Origin of the sequence: Veillonella sp. 3310, assembly GCF_003999875.1 — a bacterium.
In the GTDB taxonomy this organism is placed as follows: domain Bacteria; phylum Bacillota; class Negativicutes; order Veillonellales; family Veillonellaceae; genus F0422.
Genome location: NZ_RQVJ01000005.1, coordinates 62,586 through 87,954, shown reverse-complemented (window position 1 = coordinate 87,954; position 25,369 = coordinate 62,586). Strand labels below are relative to the sequence as shown.

Sequence of the window (25,369 nt, the reverse complement as noted above, 5' to 3'; positions counted from 1 at the left end):
CTTCTGAAAGTTCTTTATTTTGCACTTTGCTTACGACGACGATACTGTACAAATGCTTTTGCACTGTCCATCAGACACTCTCTGACTGCTTTTTTCACTATAAATAGAGTTCCATAGAATGCAAATACACCTAATTGCATATGCCCTTTCACTGTTAAACTACCTGTATAGGCAAACTCTGTATACGAGAAATTAACTTGCTCTACTTGTTTCGGACATAATGTATAGGCAGCCGCGGTGATCAGACCCATTTCATAAGGTCTAGGAATCCCAAAATCACCTTCTAATTGGAATACTCTAGGACTAGCATGGCTAGCACATTGCTTACTGACCGTAAACAACGCTTCATAAAGTTTAGGGTTTGATACATGTTTCCACCACCAATAGGTTGGTAAGTCTTTTGTATCTTCTTGTTTCTTTGTTGTCTCTTCTTGCGGTGATGTAGTGTCTACTGATTCCAGCACCTGTCCATTGGCATCAAACCGTACAGATTGCACAGGTTCTGGCCCTGAGTATCCAGATAATGGATACGGATCTGGTTCGTCTAGCACTTCTTTTGTGTCTACATCTTCTTTACTGTCTGTCGCTAACGGATCTAGTTCTTCTTTTACCCTACGATTTAACCAATCTTCGTAATCACGGGCAGAACCAACTTTCATAGACCCTAATACATAGACCTCCTTAAACAAGGGATGCCCTTGCTTATACGCAAGATGTACCTTCAATACTCGATACATCCACTCAATACGGAAGTCAAATTCATAAGGCTTGCGCGAACTTACTTTCAGACTATATGTGATAGGAATACATAAAATGGCTATGATGAAAGCTATTACTAGCAGCAATAGAATCATCCATAGTGACACGATACCACCTACCTTTCAGTATGTTATACGATATACATACTTAAATTATACCATTCTTTACCCTTAATGCTCAATACCAAGGCGTGCTTCTACGCCTTGATCATAATAATGACGATACGCCTCCATGACGGTAACCAAGTCCGCTTCATCCAATAACCATTGAGGAGCACCACGGCCAGTGAATACCACTTCTACATTAGGATTGCGAGCCGCTAGTAAAGCGCGCCCTTCCGCTTCGTCAATTAAACCGAAAAATAACGCCATATTGTATTCATCTAAAATAACAATATCAAAGTCTCCTGTAGCTACCGCTTGTAGAGCCCGTTCTTGTCCAATATGGATTAAGTCTTTGTACTCTTGTGGGGGCTGCCCTTTGGGAAAGACTACTACATCATCCCCCCATCGACGCAACTCTTCGTCGCTTTTCATTCCTTCAGGAATGATGAAAAATGGTTTCCCTACTGTTTCTACTGTTATAGGTTCCAAATGATCTAATACAGCATGTTCTGAGTACACTTTTGACTTCATAAATTGAAGCAATAGTACTTTCTTACCAACTCCAGCAGCACGCACTGCTAAACCGATGGCAGCGGTTGTTTTTCCCTTGCCATCACCTGTATAAACTTGTACATAGGATTTCATAATTGCCTCCTATTGAATGGGCAAAAATAATAATGGATCTGTAGCCACACCATTCACACGCACCTCGTAATGAACATGACTACCCGTACTTTTACCAGTACTTCCCATCAATGCAATGGATTGTCCTTTTTTTACAGTCATTCCTACTTGTACTAGGAGCGCTGAATTATGCCCATATTTTGTCACAAATCCATTACCATGATCAATTTCTATTTCATTACCATAGCCACCATTATACCCTGCATAGGTCACAGTGCCCGCCGCAGTCGCTACTACTGTCGTTCCCGCATCATTGGCAATGTCTAAGCCTTCATGGAAAGCTCCTCCACCATACACTGGGTCTTGTCGTGCTCCAAAAGTAGAGCTAATGACACCTTTTGCAGGCCAAATGGATGGCATATGACTATTGGCATCCGTTGCATCACCTTCTATAGCTAGCATAGATTGTAATTCTCGAATATCTTTACCCACTCCATCTTTGAGGACATTATAGAGGGTATACATAGACACCAGACGTCGTTGTGCTTGCCGATCTAGGCTAGATATATGGGCAGATAATTGGGTAGTTGTGAAAGTTTTATTTGAGCTTTTGGGAGAAGGGTCCTCTTTCTCTTCTTTACTCTGTGTACTGCCATCTGTTTTTGGCACTGTACCTGACTCTGTACCTTTAATCATATTTCTAATATTTTGATCGAGTTCATCCAAAGTCTTCATTTTTTTATCTAAGACCTCTACCTTTTGATCCAATAGTTTTAATTGCTCTTTTTGTAATTGATTTTCTTGGCGCAATTGCAAGACTTCTACTTGCCGCGCAATCCCCCAGATACCAAATCCTAATAAAATAACTAAGACAGCAATTACTATGATGGCTATGGTCTTACTTTGTTGTTTTGTAAACCGCAAGTTCCAGTCATCACCATGTTGATTTAGATGTGACTGCAACCACTTAGGTATTTGCATATAACATCCTTTCTATGCTGACACGGAAGAACTGGCTAACACATCTCCATTGCTTCGTTGTCCCATAGCAGATTGCAAGCTAGCTAATTCTTCTTGTGAAAGACTGGCTAAACTTTTACCATTCACAATTGGTTTCGTAAAAATACGTGATTCATTTCGTCCATACACACTGGAAATGACAATCCCATTGAAATTGCCATCTAATAATGTTAAGGAAAAAGATAGTTCATTACCGATATTTTCAAAAGCATTATATTTCACAAAGCCAATATGCTGAAATGTTTGTGCCTGTGTAGATTGAATCACTTTTTGTTCTGATAAAATCGTTTGCCAAGTGCTTGCCATATCTCGTAATTCTTTCACTTCAATGGCAAGGCGTCGCTCAATACTCTGACCATTTTCGCCATCCATAAAGTATCGATACCGCTTGGTTAGACGACTCAATCGAATATGTAAACTGAATGCATGTAATACTAACAGTACAATGATTCCCGCTAATATCCATGGTAACCAAGGTAATAGTTGTTCTAACACAATAATCCTTTCTATTCTAATTCATGTTCAAATGGCTTGATAGCACGTTGTAAAATGCCATGTAAAGAGGCTATCAATACACCGTAGTTAACGATAGGAACCCCTTGCACAGAGGCTACATCAATACGTCGTAATACCTCTCGACGTGTCAACATACAGCCACCGCAGTGGATGATGACATCATACTTAGATACGTCATGAGGGAAATGTCCACCGCTAGTCCACTCTAGTTCTAAGTCTGTGTATCCTTTTGCTTTCAGCCATCTTGGAATCTTTACCGTTCCAATATCTTCACATTGTTGGCGATGTGTACACCCTTCACTGATTAATACCTTAGAGCCTGCTCGTAATTGGTCTATGGCGTGTACACCTGCCACTAAATCTTTTAATTTTCCTTTAAACCGTGCCATCAAAATGGAAAAGCTTGTTAAAGCTATCTCCTCTGGCACAATTTGACTCACCGCCTCAAAAGCTTGAGAGTCTGTAATCACTAATTTTGCTGGCTTATGTAATTGCTCCAACGTAGTTGCTAGTTCCTCTACTTGGCAAACCATAGCCATGCCATGATGGTCCAAAATTTCTCGAATCATTTGCACTTGTGGCAAAATAATACGACCCTTTGGAGCCGATTCGTCAATAGGACATACTAAGACAAATACATCTTTTTCTTCGATATAACCACCTAATAAAGATTGTACATCCTCATCTACAGGTTTTAATTTACTTAACGCCTCTAGCAAAGTCATACGGTTTGCCCTATTGTTGACATCTGCTATTACTATCTGAGATGCATAAGGTTGTAGTTCTCCGTGGGATTTAATGAAGTCAGAGCCTTGATGACCTTCTACTTCATTGATGACCACCAACGTAGGTATATGGCTACTTTGTAGTTGTTGTAACCATTCTATATCTTCTGGTATGGGTTCCATATCTGTGCGCAACATATACACGGCTAAATTCATCGTTGGCAATACTTGTTTCGTTTTTTCTACCCGCAACAATCCTAATTCCGATGTATCATCAATGCCTGCTGTGTCTACGATCATGACAGGACCTAAGGGCAATAGTTCCATCCCTTTAGACACTGGATCTGTCGTCGTTCCTGCAATAGGAGATACTAAGGAAATCTGCTGCTCTGTTAACGTGTTAATCAAGGTAGATTTACCCGCATTACAACGCCCAAAAAAGCCTATGTGCAAGCGATTCCCTCTAGTTGTTTCTAATACCATAGACTTCCTTTCTATTCACTTTCGATATAGCTGATTAAACGCATTAATTCTTCTTCACTTTTGAAAGAAACTTCAATGGTTCCTTGTACTTTTTTTGTATTTTTTAAACGAATATCTACAGGAGTCCCTAAGCTATCTTTCAATCGTTGCATTAACTTGCGCAACTCCGCTGTTGGTTGAGGCTGAGACGACGTTAAGCGTTTCTTGCCAGCCTGTAGTTCTTTTACCAATTGTTCCACTTGACGGGCATTTAAATCTTTTTCCTTAATCCGTTCTAAGGCTTGTAATTGTAAATGTTCCCCATCTAACGCCAATAACGGTCTTGCTTGCCCTATAGTTAGCATACTTGTTTCTAACTCTTGTTGTAAAAACTCTGGCAATTGTAATAATCGCACAATATTCGCCACGTAGGAACGACTACGACCTACTGTCAGGGCAATTTCTTCCTGTGTTTTTTTGAAAGTATCCATTAAACACTGATACCCAAAGGCTTCCTCAATAGGGTTTAAATTCTGCCGTTGCAAATTTTCTACTAAGGCAATTTCACTCACTTCTTCTGTTGTATAGTCACGGACTACCACAGGAATTTTAGTCAATCCCGCTTGTTGACACGCACGCCAACGACGTTCACCCGCTACGATTTCATAATGATCATCTACTTTGCGAACTGCAATAGGTGCAATGAGTCCATGAGCCTGAATCGATGCTACTAGGCTTTCCATATCTTCTTCTGTAAAGCGTTTACGGGGCTGATTAGGGTTAGGTTGTATTTTAGTAATATCCATTTCATAGCCACTTTTATGACCATCTTTAAAAGAACCAGACAAGCCAAACGACCCTAAGCCTTTACCAAGACCACCTTTTGATTTCTTAAGCTCCACGCTCAATTACCTCCCGTGCTAAGGCACAATATACTTCAGCTCCTTTGGACCTTTTATCATAGATAACTACTGGCAATCCATGGCTAGGAGCTTCTCCCAATTTCACATTTCGTGGTATCGTTGTTGTATATACAGCATCGCCAAAGTAATTCGTTACTTCTTCTGCCACCTGTACCGCTAACTTAGTTCTACCATTATACATAGTCAGCACAACACCTTCTAATTCTAATTCTGTATTTAGTTCTTCTTGTACTAACTCGATAGTTTTCACCAGTTGGCTCACACCTTCTAAGGCATAGAACTCTGTTTGTATAGGGATTAATACGCTATTGGAGGCGGTTAATGCATTAATTGTTAACATACCCAAGGAAGGAGGACAGTCAATAATAATATAGTCATAGTCATCTACGATAGGTGCTATCCGTTGTTTCAATGTATACCCTTTGTCTTCCATCGCTACTAAGTCTACCTCAGCTCCTGCTAAATCGATGGTTGTGGGCGCAACTTGCAGTGTATCTATGACAGTAGATTCTATGATATCAGTGATAGACACATCGTCCACAAGCATTTCATACACACCGTGGTCAATGTCCTCTTTATCGATTCCTAATCCACTTGTAGCATTTCCTTGAGGATCTAAGTCTAATAAGAGTACTCGTTTTCCTTCTACAGCCAAACAAGCGCTCAAATTAACAGCAGTTGTCGTTTTACCAACACCACCTTTTTGGTTGGCTACGGCAATAATTCTAGCCATGATTTCACCTCTTTCTTATCGTCTTATCACATTATAACATAGATTGTTATGTTTTTTATGAAAGACACCAGTATTTCCTCATCTTTTTCATATATTTTTTTACTGTTTCACGTGAAACACTTTGCCAGTTGTGTCATGTAATGTTTCACGTGAAACAATCCCTCTATGAACCACTATATAGACACTTTTAAGCATTGACAAACAGTTTTATATACAGTACGATTTTCATATGATTTATAGTAACTATGAAAGGATAGGCTCATGATGAAACAACTACGTCCTTGGATACTTGTTATCGCCTTTTTATTCTCTCTCTTTTCCACTTCACAATTAGAAGCGATGCATGTAAAAGGAAATGAACTACCAGCAACAGACTTAGTAGTAGCAGGTATCCCTGCAGGATCTACTACCGATGCTATTTATAAAAGTTTGGGGGGTCCTACTGCTCTTAAACCAAATAGAGTAATTTACGGAGGCATCACCTTCCATGTAAGTAACAAACACTTTCCGGAAACAACAATGACAACTATAGACAACCGAGATGCTGTCACTGCTAGAGGTATCACTGTCGGAGATAGTATAGCAGACATTTATACAAAATATGGTCAACCTAGTATGGTATATAATAAAGAAGGCGTTCACGTTCTTTTTTATGGCGTATATATGCCAACTTACGATTATAGAAAAGGAATTGAATTTGTTACAAATGGAAATTCTATCATAAGAATTAAGATACTCAGCGGTATTTCTCAGTAATGTTTCACGTGAAACATTCTACAGGTTAACCACAACACACATATGATGAAGTCCGTATTCAACGCATATCTACATATACATAAAAAGGAACATGGCATGATTTTTGCCATGTTCCTTTTTATATATTTTTTATAAAGAATTTTAAGCCATCTAATTCTTCTAGACACCTTATCCCATGGAGTAACTCTTCTGAGAGTTCTGCCTACTAAGTGTTATAGTATACTAACTATTCATCACCTAATAAGCCTTTCACTATATTCACCGCAGAAATACCATCTTTGGCATAAGAATCAGCACCGGCTTCATCTGCATAGGCCTGGGACAATACCGCACCACCTACGAGGACCTTCGCATTGACGCCAGCTTCACGTACAGCTGCAATAGTTTCGTTAATCATCGGCATTGTCGTAGTCATCAAGGATGCTATACCAATAATCGGCGCATTGTGTTCTTTCGCTGCTGCCACGATTTCTTCTGGGGACACATCTTTGCCTAAGTCTATGATTTGGTATCCATTGTTTTCTAACAAGGCAGATACGATATTCTTACCTAAGTCATGGATATCACCTTTAACTGTGGCTAGGATAATCGTCGCCTTCTTCTCTGTTGTTCCTTCTGGCAATACTTCTTTGATGGTCGTAAACGCCGCTTGCATTGTTTCTGCTGCTAGCATTACTTGTGGCAAGAACGCTTTACCAGATCCGAATCTTTCCCCTACTACTGCCATAGCATCAGATAACCCTCTACGAGTCACCTCTAGTGGATCTAGGCCTTGTGCTAATGCTTCTTTTACCAATGGCACAACCGCCTCTTTTTCACCTTGCTCTACGGCATGTTTAATGCATTCAATAGGGTCATCACTATGGAAGGCTTCCGCCGCAGCTTTCACTTTTTTCGTCACCACTGCGTTTTCATCGTCACCACCGTACTCAGCAATGAAGTCCGCCGCTGCTGGGTCAAATCCCATGAAGGTACGGCCAGTAATGAAAGCTTTTCGTACGATTTCATTCATTGGGTTCATGATAGGACATGTCAAACCATTGCTCAACGCCATCGTCAAGAATTGTGCATTCAAGTATGCCCGTTGTGGCAAGCCAAAGGATATGTTGGATAAGCCCATCACCGTTGGGAAACCAAATGTTTCAGCGTAGAGTTTTAATGTTTTTAATGTTTCTCTCGCTGCATGTTGGCTACTTGCTAAGGTCAATACCAATGGATCTAATAATAGGTCATTTGGTCGTAATCCATAGTTGTACGCTTCTAAGACGATTTCCTTCGCTAAGGACACACGCTCTTCTGCCGTTTCTGGCAATTCTTTTTTACCTAGTGGCAAGCACAATAAGGCTGCACCATATCGTTTTGCCAACGGTAATACCGCTTCTAATTGCTCTGGCTCTGCGTTCACAGAATTCAACAATGGACGGCCTGGGTAGGCTTTTAAACCTGCTTCCATTGCCACCGGATCTAAGGTATCAATGGATAATGGAACCTCCACAAGCATCGTTAATTCTTCGATAGCTCGTTTCATCGTTTCCCCTGGGTCAACGCCTGTCACACCCATGTTGACATCTAGCACATCAGCACCGGCTTCTACTTGAGCTAAGGCATCTTTCTTCACCATGATAAAGCTACCCTTGCGAATTTCTTCCGCCAACACCTTACGGCCTGTTGGGTTAATGCGTTCCCCGATAATGATTGGTTTTTCTTGCAAACCTACTTTCACTACACTAGTACGGCTCGTGAAAGCAGTAAACGGCTCCACATATGGTCGTTCTGCTGGTGTATGCGCTCGCGCCGCTTTGGCGATAGCCTCGATGTGTTTTGGTGTACTACCGCAACATGCGCCCAAATAGGATGCCCCTGCATCAAGGAAACCAGGAGCATATTCACCCATTTCTTCTGGTCCCAATGGGAAGATGGTTTCCTTCCCTACTAATTGTGGCATACCCGCATTCGGCTGAATACTAATTGGTAAATTCGTTACCGCCGCCATACGTTCTACCAACGGCAATAATTGCTCAGGCCCTAAAGAACAGTTAATACCTACAATATCTGCTTCCATGGCATCCATCAAGATAGCTGCTGCTTCCGGTGGTGTACCTGTGATAGTACGACCATCTTCACTGAAAGAAAACTGACAAATGATTTTCACATCGTCTTTTGTTTTTCCTAATTCTTCACGAGCATCTTTTGCACCCAATAAAGCTGCACGCATTTCTTGGATGTCGATGATGGTTTCGATAATAATATAATCCACACCGGCATCGATGAGGACTCTTGCTTGGTCTTTAAAAGTCTCATAAATCTCATCAAATTGAGCTACCCCGAGTGGCGCCATAAAACGACCACTAGGACCCATATCCCCTGCGATTTTCGCATTTGGGTTAATCTTATCCCGAGCCGCTTGTGCTACTTTCACAGCAGCTCGATTGATTTCATCCATACGATGACCCAATTGGTATTCATCCAGTTTTAAGGCTGTCCCTCCAAAGGTATTAGTCGTAATAATATCACTACCATGACGTAAATATTCTGCGTGGATATGCTCCACCACGTCCGGATGTTCTACGTTAAATAATTCTGGACAAGCCCCGTCACCAAGACCTGCCGCTTGCAGCATGGTACCCATGCCGCCATCTATAATATATACCATATGTCCCTCACTTATGTATCAGGCACATTGCTCGCCCAAGGCAATATACTTCGCATGATGATGAAACTCTTCCCCAGTATCAGTACATCACGCTACTTATCTATACATCTAATTATTGTTCTTAATCAAAACCTCTTTGTTAGCATCTTACAGTTATCAGTATGATATAAAGTACAGCTAAACCATACGCAACTACTATAACAACTTATACTAACTGACACTGTACACCAACGATAGTACTACCAGCAGTTATTATACCTTACACAAATATCAATTATGTTGCAAAAAGTATAACTATCATTAGGATATCTTTTCCATATTATTTATCACAAACAGCATGTTTGTTTAAATACACGACGTCTTTCCCTTTTCTGGTAACTTCCGAGATGCACAATCTACTTGACTACAAGATGTGCAGCCTCGTTGTGTTTTTGGTCCTTCTTCATCTACTGTTTGACAGCCCACAATAGCCGTTACTGATTTACGTGGAAATAGCATGCTTGTGTCTGTCACCGTCAATCCAATTTCTTCTGTCTTAATAATCTTAGCAAATTCTTGCTGTACTGTGACAGGCCAGTTGCCATAGCCTGGGCTAAAGCGCCATGTCGTTTTAAAGCCTTGTTTTTTTGCCTCTCTGTCGATGAGTTCATTTACCTGATCTGCCACTTGTTCTACAGCGGTTGTAGCCGCTGCATCCACAAGAAGACCTAGTGTAGATTTGCCTTCTTTAAATAAAGCAGAACTGCGTTCTTCTACGGCTTCTCCTACTGTGACAGCGAGAACATATACTTTTTTAGCATTCCCTAAATGACGAATGATGCCTGTAGCATCCAGCACCATAGGCGGGTTACTAAGAATTGTATGTGTGTCTGCATCGTAATCATAGCATTGGTACACACCACGAGGTTCTGCCACTAATTGTACTTCTAGGGCAGCTTCTTTCACATACTGCTCTGGAAATCCCTCCGCATGTTTTAATCCGGAGTATCGTTTTATTTCATCTTCATTGAGTTTTGGTAATCGTCCGTTATAGATTGCCATTGTCTCACCTCAATCTTGTATTGCAAATATAAAACATGTGCGAACACAACGTGACCGCACATGTAAAGAGTACTCATTAAGTATATCATAGATATAACTTATAAGCATTTTTCTATATTTTATTATGAGTTATAGTGCATAGCTATAAAGGTTTTATTTTAATCTCTTTTGGTTTTCGAGGGTATTTCTTAGCCGTAGGTTTTACCTTTTTGATATACACAATAGCTCGTTTATCCTCTAAAGTCGGTAACGTCACTTCTTTGACCTCTACAATTTCACCGCCCAAGATGGATACAGCACGTTTACTTTCCTCTAATTCTTCTTGTACAATAGAGCCTTTTAATGCCACCATGTAGCCCCCTACTTTCACATAGGGAAGTCCCCATTCCAATAAGATGGATAAGCGAGCCACCGCACGGCTAGTGAGAAGATTGAAAGATTCCCGGTACTCTTGATGTGCCAAATCTTCTGCACGACCATGTAAAGTTTGTAATCCTTGTAAGTCTAAGTCCTCAATAACACCATCTAAAAAGCGGAGTCGCTTTTGTAAAGAGTCAAATAAAGTAATTTGCAAGGATGGATCGTATATACCCAAGGGAACACCTGGAAAACCTGCACCAGTCCCTAAATCGATGACCGTTGCACCTTTTGTAAAATACTTAGGGTCATAACAAGATAGAGAGTCTACCACATGTTTTAAAGCAAATTCTTCTGGCTCAGTAATTCCCGTCAAATTCATATGCTCATTGGTGGTCACTACATGTTCATAAAACCGTTGCAGTTGGTCAATTTGTGTATCTGTGAGGTCCAACCCATAGGTGTTGGTGTGGGCTTTCACATAGTCTGAAAATATCATATTAACCTCTTTCACGGTAGTACTGCTCAATTTGCACTAAGAGCACAGAAATGTCCGCAGGGGACACCCCAGAAATACGGCTCGCTTGACCAATGGAATGGGGGCGTACAGCGTTCAATTTTTGAATGGCTTCTAAAGATATACCTTTCATCGCTGTATAATCCCAATCTTGAGGAATAATTTTCGCCTCTAATTTGCGAACCTTTTCTACTTGTTCCATTTGTTTTTTTATATATCCATCGTAAGTAATGGTAATATCGATTTCTTCTTCCACCGGCGCTTCGTAGCGAGGCAATCCGAATGCCTCTGCCACTACTCCATAGGATAATTCGTTACGTTTCACCAAATCGTAAGCCTTGATGCCCGTTTTGATGCGAGGTGTACCAATGCGATCTAAGATTTGTTGCGTTTCTTCGCTAGGGTTTACAGGTGTATCCGCTAGTAATTGAATGGCTGCTTCAATTTTACCTTGTTTCTCTTTGAAAGCTCTATATCGTTCTTCCTTAACAAGTCCAATTTCATAGCCTTTTTCTGTTAAGCGCATATCTGCATTGTCTTGACGAAGTAACAAGCGATATTCACTGCGGCTCGTCATCATGCGGTACGGTTCTTTCGTTCCTTTCGTTACCAAATCGTCGATAAGCACACCGATGTAGCCTTCGGAGCGAGATAAGATAAATGGCTCTTTTCCTTCTAACCATAAGGCTGCATTAATACCTGCCATCAAGCCTTGTGCTGCCGCTTCTTCATAGCCAGATGTACCATTCGCTTGACCTGCGGAGTACAATCCTTGAATATGCTTCACTTGTAACGCCGGTGTCAATTGCAATGGATCTAAACAATCGTATTCAATAGCATAGGCAGGGCGCATAATTTCCACATCTTCTAGGCCCGGGATGGTACGCAAAAACGCATATTGCACATCGATTGGTAAGCTTGTACTCATGCCTTGTACATACATTTCATTTGTATGATTGCCCTCTGGCTCCACGAATAATTGATGGCGCTGTTTATCTTCAAAACGAACTACTTTATCTTCGATAGATGGACAATATCTTGGGCCCGTCCCTTCGATAACACCCGTGTACATAGGGGCACGGTGTAAATTGCCACGAATGATATCATGTGTATTTTGATTGGTGAAAGTCAACCAACATACTTGTTCATTGCGGTCGATCCAATCAGACATAAAGGAGAAGGCTCTATGGTGAGAGTCACCAGGTTGCATTTCCATATTCTCTGTGTGCAATGTTCGTTTATCTACACGAGCTGGCGTCCCTGTTTTGAAGCGCATCAACTTAATGCCATGATTCAATAAAGATTGAGACAATAACTCCGCTGTCCGTTGTCCATTAGGACCACCTGTATACGCCAATTCACCAGTAATAATCTTACCTTTTAAGTACGTACCTGTACATAAAATGATGGCCTTTGCTTGGTATACTTCGCCTAATTCAGACACAATGCCTTGTACCACACCATCTTCGATGAGCAATTCATTGACCATGATTTGCTTCACATTGAGGTTCTCAGTATTTTCTAAGACTTCTTTCATACGGCGTTGGTAGGCCACTTTATCAGATTGAGCCCGCAAGGAATGTACCGCAGGTCCCTTTCCTGTATTGAGCATGCGCATTTGGATGGCTGTCGCATCCGCATTGATGCCCATTTCACCGCCCAAAGCATCTAGTTCACATACTAGATGACTTTTACCAGGTCCCCCAATGGCTGGGTTACATGGCATAAGAGCAATGTTATCTAAATTCAATGTGGCCATCAAGGTGCGGTGCCCCATGCGGGCTGTGGCTAAGGCAGCCTCACAACCAGCATGACCACCGCCGATGACGATCACATCATACGTATCTACTAAATACATGTATTCTCCTATTTTCCTAAACAGAATCGTTTAAATAATTCATCCACCATGGATTCACGTAAACTTTCACCAGTAATATCGCCCAGTAATTCCCAAGCGGCGCGAATGTCCGTGACGATTAAATCGATAGGCATACCGCTATCGATGGCAAGAATGGATTGATCCAAGCTAGACTTCGCCTGTTCCATCAAGGTAATGTGGCGCACATTGCTGAGCATCGCCTCATGACTGGCCTGTACAGTTCCGCCTTGTACCAAGGACGTAATGACCTTTGCCATCTCCTCCATACCTTCTCCTTGGGCCGCACTGATGGTGACAATCTCTGTGAAAATCCCTAGTGCCGCAATCTCTTCTTTGCTAACACATTGCGCTTGGTCTGCTTTATTCAAGAAGATAATACTTGGACGATTCGTAATGAGCTGTAGCAACTCTTGTTCTTCCGGCTCCAATGGTTTTGACCCATCAATAACAAGGACCACCACATCTGCTTTATCTAAGTACTGACGTGCTTTTTCAACGCCCATACTTTCCACAATATCTTCGGTCTCACGAATCCCTGCGGTATCAATTAAGCGTACGGGAATCCCTTGGATGGTTAAAAATTCTTCAATACTATCACGGGTCGTGCCTGGAATGTTCGTCACAATGGCACGGTCCTCACGAAGTAAAGCGTTCATCAAACTAGATTTCCCTGCATTAGGACGACCAATAATGGACACCATCACACCATCACGCAATAATTTACCACGCTGTGCCGTTGCCAATAAAGTATCCATCTTCTCAAGGATGGGAGCTAATCCCGTCCGTACCTCTTGAGCCGATACGTCTTCAATATCTTCTTCTGGATAATCGATAGTTACCTCTAAATGAGCAATCATAGCGATTAACTCATCTCGTAAGGCGCGAATATGCTTGGATAAGGTACCGTCTAATTGATTCACTGCCACTTCCAAAGATTGCTCCGTCTTCGCATCAATAATGTCGATGATGGCCTCTGCTTGGGTTAAATCAATGCGACCATTCAAGAATGCTCGCTTCGTGAACTCCCCTTCTTCCGCCTGACGTACCCCCTCTGAAAGAAGGACTTTCAGTATTTCACGGACTGACACAAAACCGCCATGACATTGAATCTCTACCACATCCTCTGCCGTATAGGAATGAGGACCTTTCATCAACACCACGATGACCTCATCCAAGGTTTTACCCGTCTTAGGATGAACAATATGTCCATAATGGATCGTTCGCGTCTGGCGCTCACCCAGTGGCACAGATTGTTTACTGTGAAAGATACGATTCACAACATCGCACGCCTCAGGACCACTGATGCGGATAATACCAATACCGCCAATCCCTGGAGCCGTCGCAATCGCTGCAATCGTGTCATCTAAAAACATAGTATCTCCTGTCTACATCAATGCCGTTGTTTTAAGATATATCTAGTACATATCCTTTATAGGGATACCATATATACATAGTATCAGTAACATATCGTTATGACACTTTCATGATACTCCTAAAAAACATATCTGACATCGAGTAATACCATTTCATATAAAAAGAAAAGGCCTTGTGGCCTTATATAAATTATATCACGCAACCAAAGTAACATCAATGATAGATAGGAGAAAACTCCTTGAGGAACGCCGTTACGAGTAGTAGCCTTTGTGGCGTTCCCTTACTACCTAAATTACACAAACGCAAAAGACCGCAACATGCTCCTGAACAAACCTAACCACTGTATCAGTTTGAGAAGGAGTATGTTGCGGTCTTTCCTTTCCCCTATTCAATTACGAACGCCACAAGACTACATAGCGGAATAAGTGACGACTTAGTTTCTTTTCTTAAGCATCCAATAGATATAATAGATCACTAGTCCATATGTAAGTACATCATATACTTGTAAGAATGGAACCATGGCAGATAATCGTTTAAATCCATGTACGTGGATATTAGCACCAATTAAAGCTACCAAATTCAATCTATGAATCCATACAGCTGCTTTACGAGGCATAGATGTAGCGATACCTTTAAACCAAGGCGTTAGGAATAAAATCCCTACTAGAAAAGCAATAAACATCCCTACAAGAGCTACGTAGCCGCCCCACCAGCCTAATGCTGTTTTAGCATGACCAAAATATACATACCAGTGAACACCTAACATAGCAGTTACTACAATACCTACAATACGGTGTACCTTGTACATTTCACCTACATTATAACGTGTAGTAAACCATTTTGGTTTTGTCGCAAGATACGTCAACACTACCCAAGATGAAAATGGAATCAAACCTAAATAAATCTGCCATTTAAATGGAGGTCTATTTTGTAAATAATATCCATACTCAACCATACCAATCAGTGCTAATGATAATAGAGCAATCCATACCAAAATATGATACTTGCTCTTAAATTGCTTTTGTCCTGAACTTTCCATCGTCACATGACACTCCTTATCCAATAATACCAAAAAAATTTATACAGTTAAAGTATAACAATATCAATTATCATTGTAAAGAATCTAAAAGTATGAATTTCTCATAATATACAGACCTTTTACGCATTCATATTAGATAAGACATATCATTTATATATTACTACCCCTGAAAAGCGCCATTACGAGTAGTAGCCTTGTGGCGGGTCTTACTGACAAAATTGCACAAACACAAGAAGAGCACGGCGTGCCCCCGAACAAACATTATGAAATGCCGTTTGAGAGGGGGTATGCCGTGCTCTTCCCTTTATCATATTCAGTTACGAACGCCACAGGCTACATAGCGGAACAAGTGACGACCTAGCGACGGTCTCTTTTTCTATACACGATAAATGGTCGTGCTAAGTAATTAAATGGTACGCTTAAACAATGTACTAAACGGCTGAATGGGAATACGATAGCCACAATCATCCAGGATAGCATATGGAACTTAAAGATACCAGGAACATTTTCCATTAAGGATGGGTCTGGCATAGCCATCAATACGCTACGGAACCAAGGTCCAATAGATACACGATAGTCAAAGAATCCAGACGCATTCAATAAGGTACCAGCCATACCACTTACGATAGCTAGTGTAAAGAACAAGTACAACCATACATCCATTTTAGATGTGTTAGCGCGTAATTCAGGTGTTGTGAAACGACGTTTCATGAGCATCAAGAATCCTAAGATAAATAGGAAACCAGCTACAGCACCCATGTACAACGCGCCTTGGTGGTACATATGGTCATCCACACCGATCATAGCAGTCCAAGTTTTAGGAATTAATACACCTACCACGTGACCGCCGATAACGCAAAGCAAACCAAAGTGGAACAATGGGTTAGCAATACGCAATTGTTTCTTTTCTAAAAATTGACTTGATTTAGTAGTCCAGTTTCTTTCAAAGTAAAAGAAACGAACAAGTGTCCCTACGACAAAGAAGGTGAAAGCGATATAAGGCAGGGCGCCCCATAGAAATAAACTCATAGTACACCGTCCTCCAATCCATTTGCAACAGATAAAATAATATCAAATAAGAATGCATACGGCAGTTTTGCTTCAATAAAACGCTCCCGAATATATTCTAATTTTGGTTTACAGTATTCATAAATTTCTTTTGCTTTTTCTTCTTCGATAAGCGCACATAATTCAAGAATAGCTGGGACAAAGTCTGGCATTTCTTTTGGTAAGTCATAGCCATTTTCAAGGAAAAATGCTTTGTATTTAACAAGTTCTTCTGCTTGTTCCCCTGTACCTTGTAATTCATAAGTAGATAAATACATATTCGTATTTTGACTAAAGTCAAAGGTACGCACATATTGATCTTCAAACTCTTTACGAGGTGTTTCTTCCACATAGTCGAAAAATTCTACCAAGGCTTGACGGAGTTGAGGGTGCGCAACAGATGTTGCGTCCCCCTTCCATTCTTGTAATTCATCGTACCAAGTGGCATCGGGATAGCGAAGCAGAAATGACGCGATAAGCGCTATTTTCTGAGCATCATTCATTATTGACATCCCCCTGTAGGACAGGCAAAACCACGTTTATGTTGCATATCTGCACGACCTTCACGAGACGCTTTAATATCTGTAGGAATCACGAAACGATCATTGTATTTAGATAATGCTAATAATTTGTACATTTCGTACATTTGATCTTCTGTTAAATCGATTGGATGCTCAGGAGCCTCTCCACCTACATCGCGACGACGCATATATTCACGCATATCTAATACACGTTGTAATACGCGAGCTAGTGCATCTGCATTACCTGCTGTAAATAGATTCGCAAGATATTGTACAGGCACGCGCATTTCGTTTGCATCTGGTAAGTATACTTCAGATGTAATGCGTTGTACGATTGGACTCAATGGCGGTACATACCAAACCATTGGTAATGTACGATATTCTGGATGTAGTGGCAAGCCCACTTTCCATTCCTTGATTAATTTGTAAACTGGAGATTTTTGTGCTGCTTTAATCCAAGCTTCACCAATACCTTCTGCACGAGCCGCTTTTACTACTTCTGGATCATGAGGATCTAAGATTAAATCCACTGTATTTTCGTAGATATCTGTATCGTTTTTGGAAGCCGCTGCTGCTTCTACTTTATCCATATCATAGAAAACAACGCCTACATAACGCATTCTACCTACGCAAGTTTCCGCACAAATTTGTGGTAAACCATTTTCCAAACGTGGGTAACAGAATACGCATTTTTCAGCTTTATTTGTTTCCCAATTGTAGAAGATTTTTTTGTATGGGCAAGATGGTACACAATGGCGCCAGCCACGACATACGTCTTGAGATACTAAAACCACACCGTCTTCATCACGTTTGTAAATCGCACCAGATGGGCACGCTGCCACACACGCTGGATTCAAACAGTGATTACATAGACGAGGTAAGTAGCGCATGAAAACTTTTTCATAGTCAAACACAATATCTTCGCCCATTTTAGCTAAGTTAACATCAGAGCGAGCGTGTTCACCACCAGCCAAATCGTCATCCCAGTTAGGACCCCATTTGATTTCCATTTTTTCTTTTGTTACCAACGAACGTGGACGTGCTACTGGTTGGTTATTTTTACGACCAGAATGGATCAATGTTTCATAGTCATATGTCCATGGTTCAAAGTAGTCTTTCAACTCAGGTTGTTCTGGATGATAGAACAATTTCATCAGACGATTTGTTTTAGAACCTGTAGCCAATGCTAATTTTCCATCGTTACCAACAGTCCAGCCGCCTTTCCATTTTTCTTGGTCTTCCCAATGACGAGGGTAGCCAACACCTGGGCGGGTTTCCACATTATTAAAGTACATATATTCCGCACCTTCGCGGTTTGTCCATGTATTTTTACAAGTGATAGAACATGTGTGACAGCCTAGACACTTGTCTAAATTTAGGACCATAGATACTTGAGCCTTAATCTTCAAGCCAATCTACCTCCTTCATTTTACGAGCCACAATAGTCATATCCCGTTGGTTGCCAGTTGGGCCATAATAATTGAATCCATAACTTAATTGACCATAACCACCAATCATATGTGTTGGTTTCAAATGAATGTGAGTTGGTGCATTGTGTGTACCACCGCGTTGTTTTTTGATTTGTGCAGCAGGTACGTTAATGTGACGGTCTTGAGCATGGTGCATATAGGAAATACCACGAGGAATACGTGGGGATACTACAGCACGGGCTGCAACGATACCGTTTTTATTGAAAGCTTCTACCCAATCATTGTCTTGGACATTGATTTCTTTCGCATCATCTTCGTTCAACCAAATTGTTTGTCCACCACGGAACAATGTTAACAATTGTTGGCTATCGAAGTACATACTATGTGTAGACCATTTATGATGTGGTGTTAAGTATTTCAATGTGATTTGAGGAACCCCCTCTTGTGCATAATCACCTTTCACTGGTGCGTAGGACAAGACTGGTTTGTAAAGCGCCATAGCCTCACCATAGTCACGCATCATTTCATGGTCACAATAGAAGGATTGACGACCCGTAACCGTACGGAATGGAACTTTATCCTCAGTAGATGTTGTAAATGGAGAATAACGACGGTCTTTATTATTTTTACCTGTACTTGTCACAGATGGAATGATAAAGCGTGGTTGACGTACCATATCGTCGAAGGTAATGCGTTCTTCTTCACGACCTTTTGCATTCTTTTGAAGATCTGTTAAGCCTGTTTTTTCTTCCATAGCCTGCCAAGAACGAACTGCTAATTTACCATTCGTACAAGAGGACAAGGTTAACACAACATTACAAGCTTCACGTGCTTCGTAGATGCTAGGACGACCATGAGATACGAAACCTGGTTGGTCGATTGTTCCATTTTGTTCATATAAGGATTGATATTCATCTGTTACATCCCATGCTAAACCATGAGCGCCTACTTTATTTTCAATATTAGGACCTAAGCCAATGAATTTTTCAAAGATTTTACTGTAATCACGTTTTACGTGTACAAGATTTGGCATAGTTTTACCTGGAATTGGTTCACATTCGCCTTTGCTCCAGTCTAATACTTTACCCAATGGTTGAGCCACTTCGCCTGGGCTGTCATGACCCAATGGTTGTGCTACGATATCTTCGTATTCAGTGAAACCAGACTCTTTCGCTACGCGAGATACAGTTTCTGCCAAAGTACGGAATGTATCCCAGTCAGATTTAGTGTCCCATGCGCAATCAACAGCCGCTTGGAATACGTGCACGTATGGATGCATATCTGTGGAAGATAAGTCTTGTTTTTCGTACCATGTTGCTGCAGGGAATACGATATCGGAATATAACGCCGTAGAAGCCATACGGAAATCGATGTCGATCAACAAGTCTAATTTACCTGTTTCAGGAGCTTCACGCCAGTTGATTTCTTCTGGACGTACTGGTGCATCTTCATCTTCTAATACGCCATTTTTTGTACCTAATAAATATTTTAAGAAGTACTCATGACCTTTAGAGGAGGAACCAATCAAGTTGGAACGCCATACGAACAAGTTGCGTGGATGATTTTCTTTCGCAGAAGGATCTTCTACGCAGAATTTCAACTCTTTATTTTTCAATGCTTGTACGATGTATTGGTTAATTTCAGCTTCAGTACCTGCACCTGTCGCACGAGCATCATTGATTAAATCTTGATAGTTACGGTTGAAAGTAGGGTAGGACGGCAACCAACCTAAACGAGCAGCCAATACATTATAGTCACCAGGGTGTCTGTAACGAGGTGTGGCTAATTTAGATACACGATCTGCTAGGTCAATGCAGTCAGAACGATATTGTTCTGTAGCAAAGTAGAACCAAGATGTACCATTTTGTAAACGAGGTGCTTTACTCCAGTCATTTGCTGTCATAATGCCAGCCCAACCTTCAACAGGACGTAATTTTTCTTGTCCTACATAGTGAGCCCAGCCACCGCCGTTAACGCCTTCTGTACCACAGAACATGATCAAGTTAAGGATCGTACGGTAAATTATGTCAGCATGATACCAGTGGTTGATACCAGCACCCATGATGATCATGGAGCGACCTTTTGTTTGTTCTGCGTTATCTGCAAATTCACGAGCTGTACGAATCACTACGTCTGCTTTCACGCCAGTGATTTTTTCTTGCCATGCTGGAGTGTAAGGAGTATCTTCTTCATAGCTAGTAGCCACTTCACCGCCTAAGCCACGATCGATACCATAGTTAGCAAGAATCAAGTCGTAAACTGTTGTTACTTGTACAGGACCTTCTTTAGTTTGTACTGTCATAACAGGGATAGCACGTTCAATAATACCTTCATGAGCTTCGTCACCGAAGTATGGTAATTTAACTAATGCTACGGAATCACGTTGGTCGATGACAGATAAACGAGGAGAGATTTTTTCTCCTGTTGCACGGTTTTCAAGACGTAAATTCCATTTTTTAGGATTTGTATGACGATCACCTAATGTACCATTTGGTGCCACTACTGTATTCGTAATTTCATCGATAACGACAGTGTGGAAATCAGCGCCATCTTCTGTGCTACCTAAATCTTGATTGTTCAAGAAACGGCCCGCTTGTAAAGCACCATTGATTTCTTCTACACGTACTAAAAATGGTAAGTCAGTAAATTCTTTCGCATATTCTTTGAAATATGGAGTTTCTTTATCTACATAGTATTCTTTCAGAATGACATGACCCATTGCCATTGCCATCGCTGCATCTGTACCTGCTTTTACATTCAACCAAGTGTCGGAGAATGTAGTAGATTCTGCATAGTCAGGAGATACAGAGACTACTTTTGTACCTTTATAACGTACTTCTGCCAAGAAGTGAGCATCCGGTGTACGAGTCAATGGTACATTGGAACCCCATGTAATGATGTAACCTGCATTGTACCAGTCACCAGATTCTGGTGTATCAGTTTGTTCACCCCAAACTTGTGGGCTTGATGGCGGCAAATCAGCATACCAGTCATAGAAGGAAAGTGGAGTACCACCCATAAGGTTCAAGAAACGCGCACCACCTGCATAGGACAACATGGACATAGCTGGAATTACAGAGAATCCTGCGTTGCGGTCTGGACCATATGTTTTTGCTGTATATAATAAGGAAGCTGCTACGATTTCTGTAGATTCATCCCAAGTAGAACGTACAAAGCCACCCATACCACGAGCAGATTTATAACGTTTTGCTTTTTCAGGATCTTCTACAATAGATTTCCATGCTTCGATAGGATTTTTAGCAGTTTTCTTCGCTTCTCTCCAAAGCTCGATCAATTCACCACGTACATATGGATATTTTACGCGTAGTGGGCTGTATAAATACCAAGAGAAAGTAGATCCTCGAGGGCATCCACGTGGTTCGTAATCTGGCATATCATCTGGTGTTTTAGGATAATCAGTTGCTTGATTTTCCCACGCTACAACACCATTTTTTACGTAAATATTCCAGCTACAAGAACCAGTACAGTTTACGCCATGTGTGGTGCGGACTACTTTATCGTAGGACCAACGGTCACGATAAAAATTTTCCCATTCACGACCACCTTCTTCTGTGATTTGATGGCCTGTTGGAGATACGTCCTTCTTGCGAAGAAACTTAAATTTTTGAGATAAAAGACTCATCTCATGTCCTCCTTAAAAATACAAAAAAACCCTTGCCTTCGTAGTGCTCACAGCAAGGGGGGATAACCTTAATCATTCGATATTGCTAATATTAGGATCGATAGTTTCTATATCTAAATCTAGCAAATCGATTAATGCATCAAAGTCACAGATTACCAGATGGTGTTTATCATAGGCTACATAGCCTAACTTTCGTAACTCACTTAGCATGCGGTTTAAACCTTCCCGTGATGTGGCAGTAAATTCAGCTAACTCTTGGTTGCTTAATGCAATGTCGATATAAATACCGTCATCCCGCTTAACACCATAACTATTAGCTAAACGCAATAATGTAGAATAAAATGCACCTTTCTTACCGTATAATAATAAGTCTCTATACTTAGCTTGTTGTCGACGCATATGAAGCGTATAAATCTTCATCATCGCAATGGCTAAGGAATGATCCTTAGCAATGGCAGGTTCTAATACATCGTAACGTATACAATAGACTGAGCAATCTTCTCTTGCAATGGCATTAAATACATACGATCTCGTATTCGTCTCATACAAAGGAATTTCCCCAAGCACATTATTCTTACCTACTAATCGTAATGCAAAAATATGTCCTGTGGATTCAAATTTCTTAATACTGAGGCGCCCTCTCTGAACGATATAAAAATGTTCTGCCTTATCGCCTTCGTGAAATAAAAATTCTCCTTTTTTCAGATGAATTACTTCACCTGGCAATGCTAGCAATTGATTGATTAACTCCTGTTCCATACTGTCACCATACATCTTTCAGTAACATCCCATACTTATGAAGTTGATATAAACTTAGCTATATCAATTTCTCAATTACATTTTAAATTTTGCGCTATGTTACTATTATAACTTATTAATAATTATATAAGTTGTGCTTTTTATCACATTCACATTATATTATATCTTATATAATAAGTGTGTGATTTTAGGCACATATTATAATGAAAGTATGGCATAAGTCAATATTTTTTTATACTAATTTGTGTCTTCGATTTACTGTGATACAAAAAGTATCACAAGTTGTACGTTGAAAGGATTAAAGGAGTGTTCTCATGTCAGAGATGAAAATGCCTCAAGTGGGTGCGAGCCGCAAAGAAATTATTGCGAACTGGCAACCAGAAAATCCCGAATTTTGGGAAAAGTTTGGCAAAAAAATTGCTAAACAAAACTTGGTAGTTTCTACCATTGCATTAACGTTATCATTTTGCGTATGGTATTTATGGTCAACCATCGCAGCACAATTAAATGGAGCTGGATTCCATTTCACAACAGAACAGTTATTTACACTGGCTGCCTTCCCAGGTTTAGTAGGTGCTACATTCCGTTTTATTTATACTTACATGCCAGCTTTAATAGGTGGTAGAAACTGGACTTTTATTTCTACAATTATTTTATTAGTACCTGTAGTATGGTTAGGCTATGCTGTACAAGATACAACCACATCCTATGAAACATTCATGATCTTAACAGCTTTGATCGGTTTAGCCGGCGGTAACTTCTCCTCCTCCATGGCTTACATCGGTAACTTCTTCCCTAAATCTGAAAAAGGTACCGCCCTTGGCATTAATGGTGGTATTGGTAACCTTGGGATCTCCGTTATCTATTTCTTAGCTCCATTCGCTATGGGTTCTGCTACATTAGGTAATATCTTCGGTGTCACACCAGCTATCGTTAAAGGCAATGCAGTATACTTAGCCAACGCGGCGTTTATGTGGATTGTGCCTTTAGTAATTATCTTAGCGTGCATGACTCGTTACATGGATAACTTGCCACTAGCAAAACCTAATCCTAAAGCGCTGGCTCAAATTTTTAGCAACAAACACACATGGGCTATGACATTGTTATATACATGTTCCTTCGGTGCCTTCTCTGGATATGCAGCAGCACTTGGTCTACTTGTTAAAACAGAGTTCCCTGAAATTCCATTTGCTCACATCGCATTCGTGGGACCTTTAGTATCTGCCAGCCTTCGTCCAGTAGGTGGTTGGTTAGCTGACAAAATCAATAGCGGTACAAAAATTACTTTCATCGGTTTGATTGGTTTATGTATCACTACTGTATTAATCGCTGTAGGCGTGGATATGCATCACTTCGACTTTTTCTTTGGAATGACTGTATTAATGTTCGTATCCTGCGGTTTCGTAACAGGATCTACATTCCGTATGATTCCTCACATCTTCACAGATGGATTACAATCTTCCTTAATTGCTGGTTTCGTAGCAGCTGTAGCGGCGTACGGTGCCTTCATTACACCAAAAATCTTTGGCTATGTATACACAACATTTGGAAGTATCCACCCAGCATTCGCAGTATTACTAGCTTTCAATATCGTAACAGTATTCGTATGTTACTGGTTCTACGTTCGTAAAGCAGCTAACATGAATGTATAATTGAATCTTATAAAAAAAAGAGCAGCCTCGGCTGCTCTTTTTCATTTAGATAGTAATTACAACTTATCGTTTGTAATAAATGACAATATGACGATATGGTTCTTGTCCTTCACTATCTGTTTTGATATTTTTTTCGTTTTGCAATGCTAAATGAATAATTTTTCGTTCAAAAGCATTCATTGGTTCTAAAGCAATTTTTTGACGTGTACGTCGCACTTTAGCACCTAAACGATGTGCCAATTGAATCAAAGTTTCTTCACGACGGGAACGGTAATTTTCCACGTCCACAACAATTTGGCAGCGACGGCGAACTTCTTTATTAGCCACAAGGTTTGTTAAGTATTGGATAGCATCTAATGTTTGACCATGTTTACCAATTAAAATACCTAAGTCTTCCCCATGTACTTGGAATGTGATCTTATCTTTAGTAGTCAATTTTTCAATTTGTACAGATAAGCCCATCTTTCCAAACATACCTAATAAAAATTCTTTACCTGTATCGGCAATGAAATCTTGTTCTGCTTTTGTAATACCATCCTCAACTACCACAGGAATTTCAATAGCTTCTGTTTCCACAGTATCTACTGTTGTTTCTGTAACAGTTTCCACAACTGATACTACTTCTTCTGCAACAGCAATATTCTCTGCTGTTCCTTCTTCAAAGTATACGCGAACAAGAGCATCTTTTTTACCAAATCCTAAGAAACCTTTTGATGGTTCTTCTAACACTTTCACAGACGTAACAACACGACCTTGAGATTCAATTTGCGCTGTTGCTTGTGAAGTTGCCTCTTCAATCGTTTTTGCTGACACTTCAATGTAATCCATGCCTAGC

21 protein-coding genes are annotated in these 25,369 nt (G+C 40.6%); 2 read left to right on the top strand and 19 right to left on the bottom strand.

Annotation, left to right across the window (positions count from 1 at the left end; genetic code table 11):
* Nucleotides 1–14: 14 nt before the first annotated feature.
* The 7 genes from EO127_RS07110 to EO127_RS07080 form a co-directional block, all read right to left on the bottom strand.
* Complete coding sequence (locus EO127_RS07110; protein WP_127448734.1) at nucleotides 15–866, bottom strand: hypothetical protein; 852 nt, start codon at nucleotides 864–866, stop codon at nucleotides 15–17.
* Nucleotides 867–929: 63 nt separating this feature from the next.
* Nucleotides 930–1,508 (bottom strand): cob(I)yrinic acid a,c-diamide adenosyltransferase, encoded by a 579-nt coding sequence (locus EO127_RS07105; protein ID WP_127448733.1) that lies wholly within the window; start codon nucleotides 1,506–1,508, stop codon nucleotides 930–932.
* 9 nt (nucleotides 1,509–1,517) lie between these two features.
* Nucleotides 1,518–2,468 (bottom strand): M23 family metallopeptidase, encoded by a 951-nt coding sequence (locus EO127_RS07100; RefSeq protein WP_127448732.1) that lies wholly within the window; start codon nucleotides 2,466–2,468, stop codon nucleotides 1,518–1,520.
* Between the two features lie 12 nt (nucleotides 2,469–2,480).
* Complete coding sequence (locus EO127_RS07095; protein ID WP_127069467.1) at nucleotides 2,481–3,002, bottom strand: DUF4446 family protein; 522 nt, start codon at nucleotides 3,000–3,002, stop codon at nucleotides 2,481–2,483.
* Between the two features lie 11 nt (nucleotides 3,003–3,013).
* Nucleotides 3,014–4,231 (bottom strand): [FeFe] hydrogenase H-cluster maturation GTPase HydF, encoded by a 1,218-nt coding sequence (gene hydF / locus EO127_RS07090; protein WP_127448731.1) that lies wholly within the window; start codon nucleotides 4,229–4,231, stop codon nucleotides 3,014–3,016.
* Between the two features lie 11 nt (nucleotides 4,232–4,242).
* Nucleotides 4,243–5,112, bottom strand: coding sequence for a ParB/RepB/Spo0J family partition protein (locus tag EO127_RS07085; protein WP_240646043.1), 870 nt, complete (start codon nucleotides 5,110–5,112; stop codon nucleotides 4,243–4,245).
* Complete coding sequence (locus tag EO127_RS07080; protein ID WP_127069465.1) at nucleotides 5,102–5,866, bottom strand: ParA family protein; 765 nt, start codon at nucleotides 5,864–5,866, stop codon at nucleotides 5,102–5,104. The genes EO127_RS07085 and EO127_RS07080 overlap by 11 nt, the downstream gene beginning before the upstream one ends.
* Before the next feature lie 261 nt (nucleotides 5,867–6,127).
* On the opposite strand from EO127_RS07080, the gene EO127_RS07075 reads away from it, so the two are divergent.
* A complete protein-coding gene (locus EO127_RS07075) occupies nucleotides 6,128–6,622 on the top strand; it encodes a hypothetical protein (RefSeq protein ID WP_127448730.1) in 495 nt (164 codons plus the stop codon).
* 226 nt (nucleotides 6,623–6,848) lie between these two features.
* Here the strand turns inward: EO127_RS07075 and EO127_RS07070 are convergent, their stop codons facing one another.
* From EO127_RS07070 to EO127_RS07020, 11 genes are all read right to left on the bottom strand, one after another.
* On the bottom strand, nucleotides 6,849–9,275 hold the full coding sequence (locus EO127_RS07070; protein ID WP_127448729.1) for a homocysteine S-methyltransferase family protein: 2,427 nt from the start codon (nucleotides 9,273–9,275) through the stop codon (nucleotides 6,849–6,851).
* A 345-nt stretch (nucleotides 9,276–9,620) separates the two neighbouring features.
* Nucleotides 9,621–10,316, bottom strand: coding sequence for a vitamin B12 dependent-methionine synthase activation domain-containing protein (locus EO127_RS07065; protein ID WP_127448728.1), 696 nt, complete (start codon nucleotides 10,314–10,316; stop codon nucleotides 9,621–9,623).
* 142 nt (nucleotides 10,317–10,458) lie between these two features.
* Nucleotides 10,459–11,172 (bottom strand): 16S rRNA (guanine(527)-N(7))-methyltransferase RsmG, encoded by a 714-nt coding sequence (gene rsmG / locus EO127_RS07060; RefSeq protein ID WP_127448727.1) that lies wholly within the window; start codon nucleotides 11,170–11,172, stop codon nucleotides 10,459–10,461.
* 1 nt (nucleotide 11,173) lies between these two features.
* Nucleotides 11,174–13,048, bottom strand: coding sequence for a tRNA uridine-5-carboxymethylaminomethyl(34) synthesis enzyme MnmG (gene mnmG / locus EO127_RS07055; protein ID WP_127448726.1), 1,875 nt, complete (start codon nucleotides 13,046–13,048; stop codon nucleotides 11,174–11,176).
* An 8-nt stretch (nucleotides 13,049–13,056) separates the two neighbouring features.
* Nucleotides 13,057–14,442: a tRNA uridine-5-carboxymethylaminomethyl(34) synthesis GTPase MnmE gene (mnmE, locus tag EO127_RS07050; protein ID WP_127448725.1), complete on the bottom strand. Its 1,386-nt coding sequence runs from the start codon at nucleotides 14,440–14,442 to the stop codon at nucleotides 13,057–13,059.
* Nucleotides 14,443–14,876: 434 nt separating this feature from the next.
* Nucleotides 14,877–15,482 carry a hypothetical protein gene (locus EO127_RS07045; RefSeq protein ID WP_127448754.1) on the bottom strand — a complete coding sequence of 202 codons (606 nt, stop codon included), beginning with the start codon at nucleotides 15,480–15,482 and terminating at the stop codon, nucleotides 14,877–14,879.
* 357 nt (nucleotides 15,483–15,839) lie between these two features.
* Nucleotides 15,840–16,511 carry a respiratory nitrate reductase subunit gamma gene (narI, locus tag EO127_RS07040; protein ID WP_126940995.1) on the bottom strand — a complete coding sequence of 224 codons (672 nt, stop codon included), beginning with the start codon at nucleotides 16,509–16,511 and terminating at the stop codon, nucleotides 15,840–15,842.
* On the bottom strand, nucleotides 16,508–17,032 hold the full coding sequence (gene narJ / locus EO127_RS07035; protein ID WP_126940996.1) for a nitrate reductase molybdenum cofactor assembly chaperone: 525 nt from the start codon (nucleotides 17,030–17,032) through the stop codon (nucleotides 16,508–16,510). Before narJ ends, narI begins: the two co-directional genes overlap by 4 nt.
* Entirely contained in the window at nucleotides 17,032–18,459 is a 1,428-nt protein-coding gene (narH, locus tag EO127_RS07030; RefSeq protein ID WP_009353956.1) for a nitrate reductase subunit beta, read from the bottom strand. The genes narJ and narH overlap by 1 nt, the downstream gene beginning before the upstream one ends.
* The gene (locus EO127_RS07025; protein WP_127448724.1) at nucleotides 18,449–22,123 is read right to left on the bottom strand and encodes a nitrate reductase subunit alpha; all 3,675 of its coding nucleotides are present in this window, start codon (nucleotides 22,121–22,123) and stop codon (nucleotides 18,449–18,451) included. Before EO127_RS07025 ends, narH begins: the two co-directional genes overlap by 11 nt.
* Before the next feature lie 72 nt (nucleotides 22,124–22,195).
* Nucleotides 22,196–22,882, bottom strand: a complete 687-nt coding sequence (locus EO127_RS07020) for a Crp/Fnr family transcriptional regulator (RefSeq protein ID WP_370447303.1) — start codon at nucleotides 22,880–22,882, stop codon at nucleotides 22,196–22,198.
* Between the two features lie 314 nt (nucleotides 22,883–23,196).
* Between EO127_RS07020 and EO127_RS07015 the strand changes: the two genes are divergently transcribed.
* Nucleotides 23,197–24,534 carry an MFS transporter gene (locus EO127_RS07015; protein ID WP_009353948.1) on the top strand — a complete coding sequence of 446 codons (1,338 nt, stop codon included), beginning with the start codon at nucleotides 23,197–23,199 and terminating at the stop codon, nucleotides 24,532–24,534.
* A 63-nt stretch (nucleotides 24,535–24,597) separates the two neighbouring features.
* Here EO127_RS07015 and jag read toward each other — a convergent pair whose 3' ends face one another.
* Nucleotides 24,598–25,362 (bottom strand): RNA-binding cell elongation regulator Jag/EloR, encoded by a 765-nt coding sequence (gene jag / locus EO127_RS07010; protein WP_127448723.1) that lies wholly within the window; start codon nucleotides 25,360–25,362, stop codon nucleotides 24,598–24,600.
* Nucleotides 25,363–25,369: the final 7 nt, after the last annotated feature.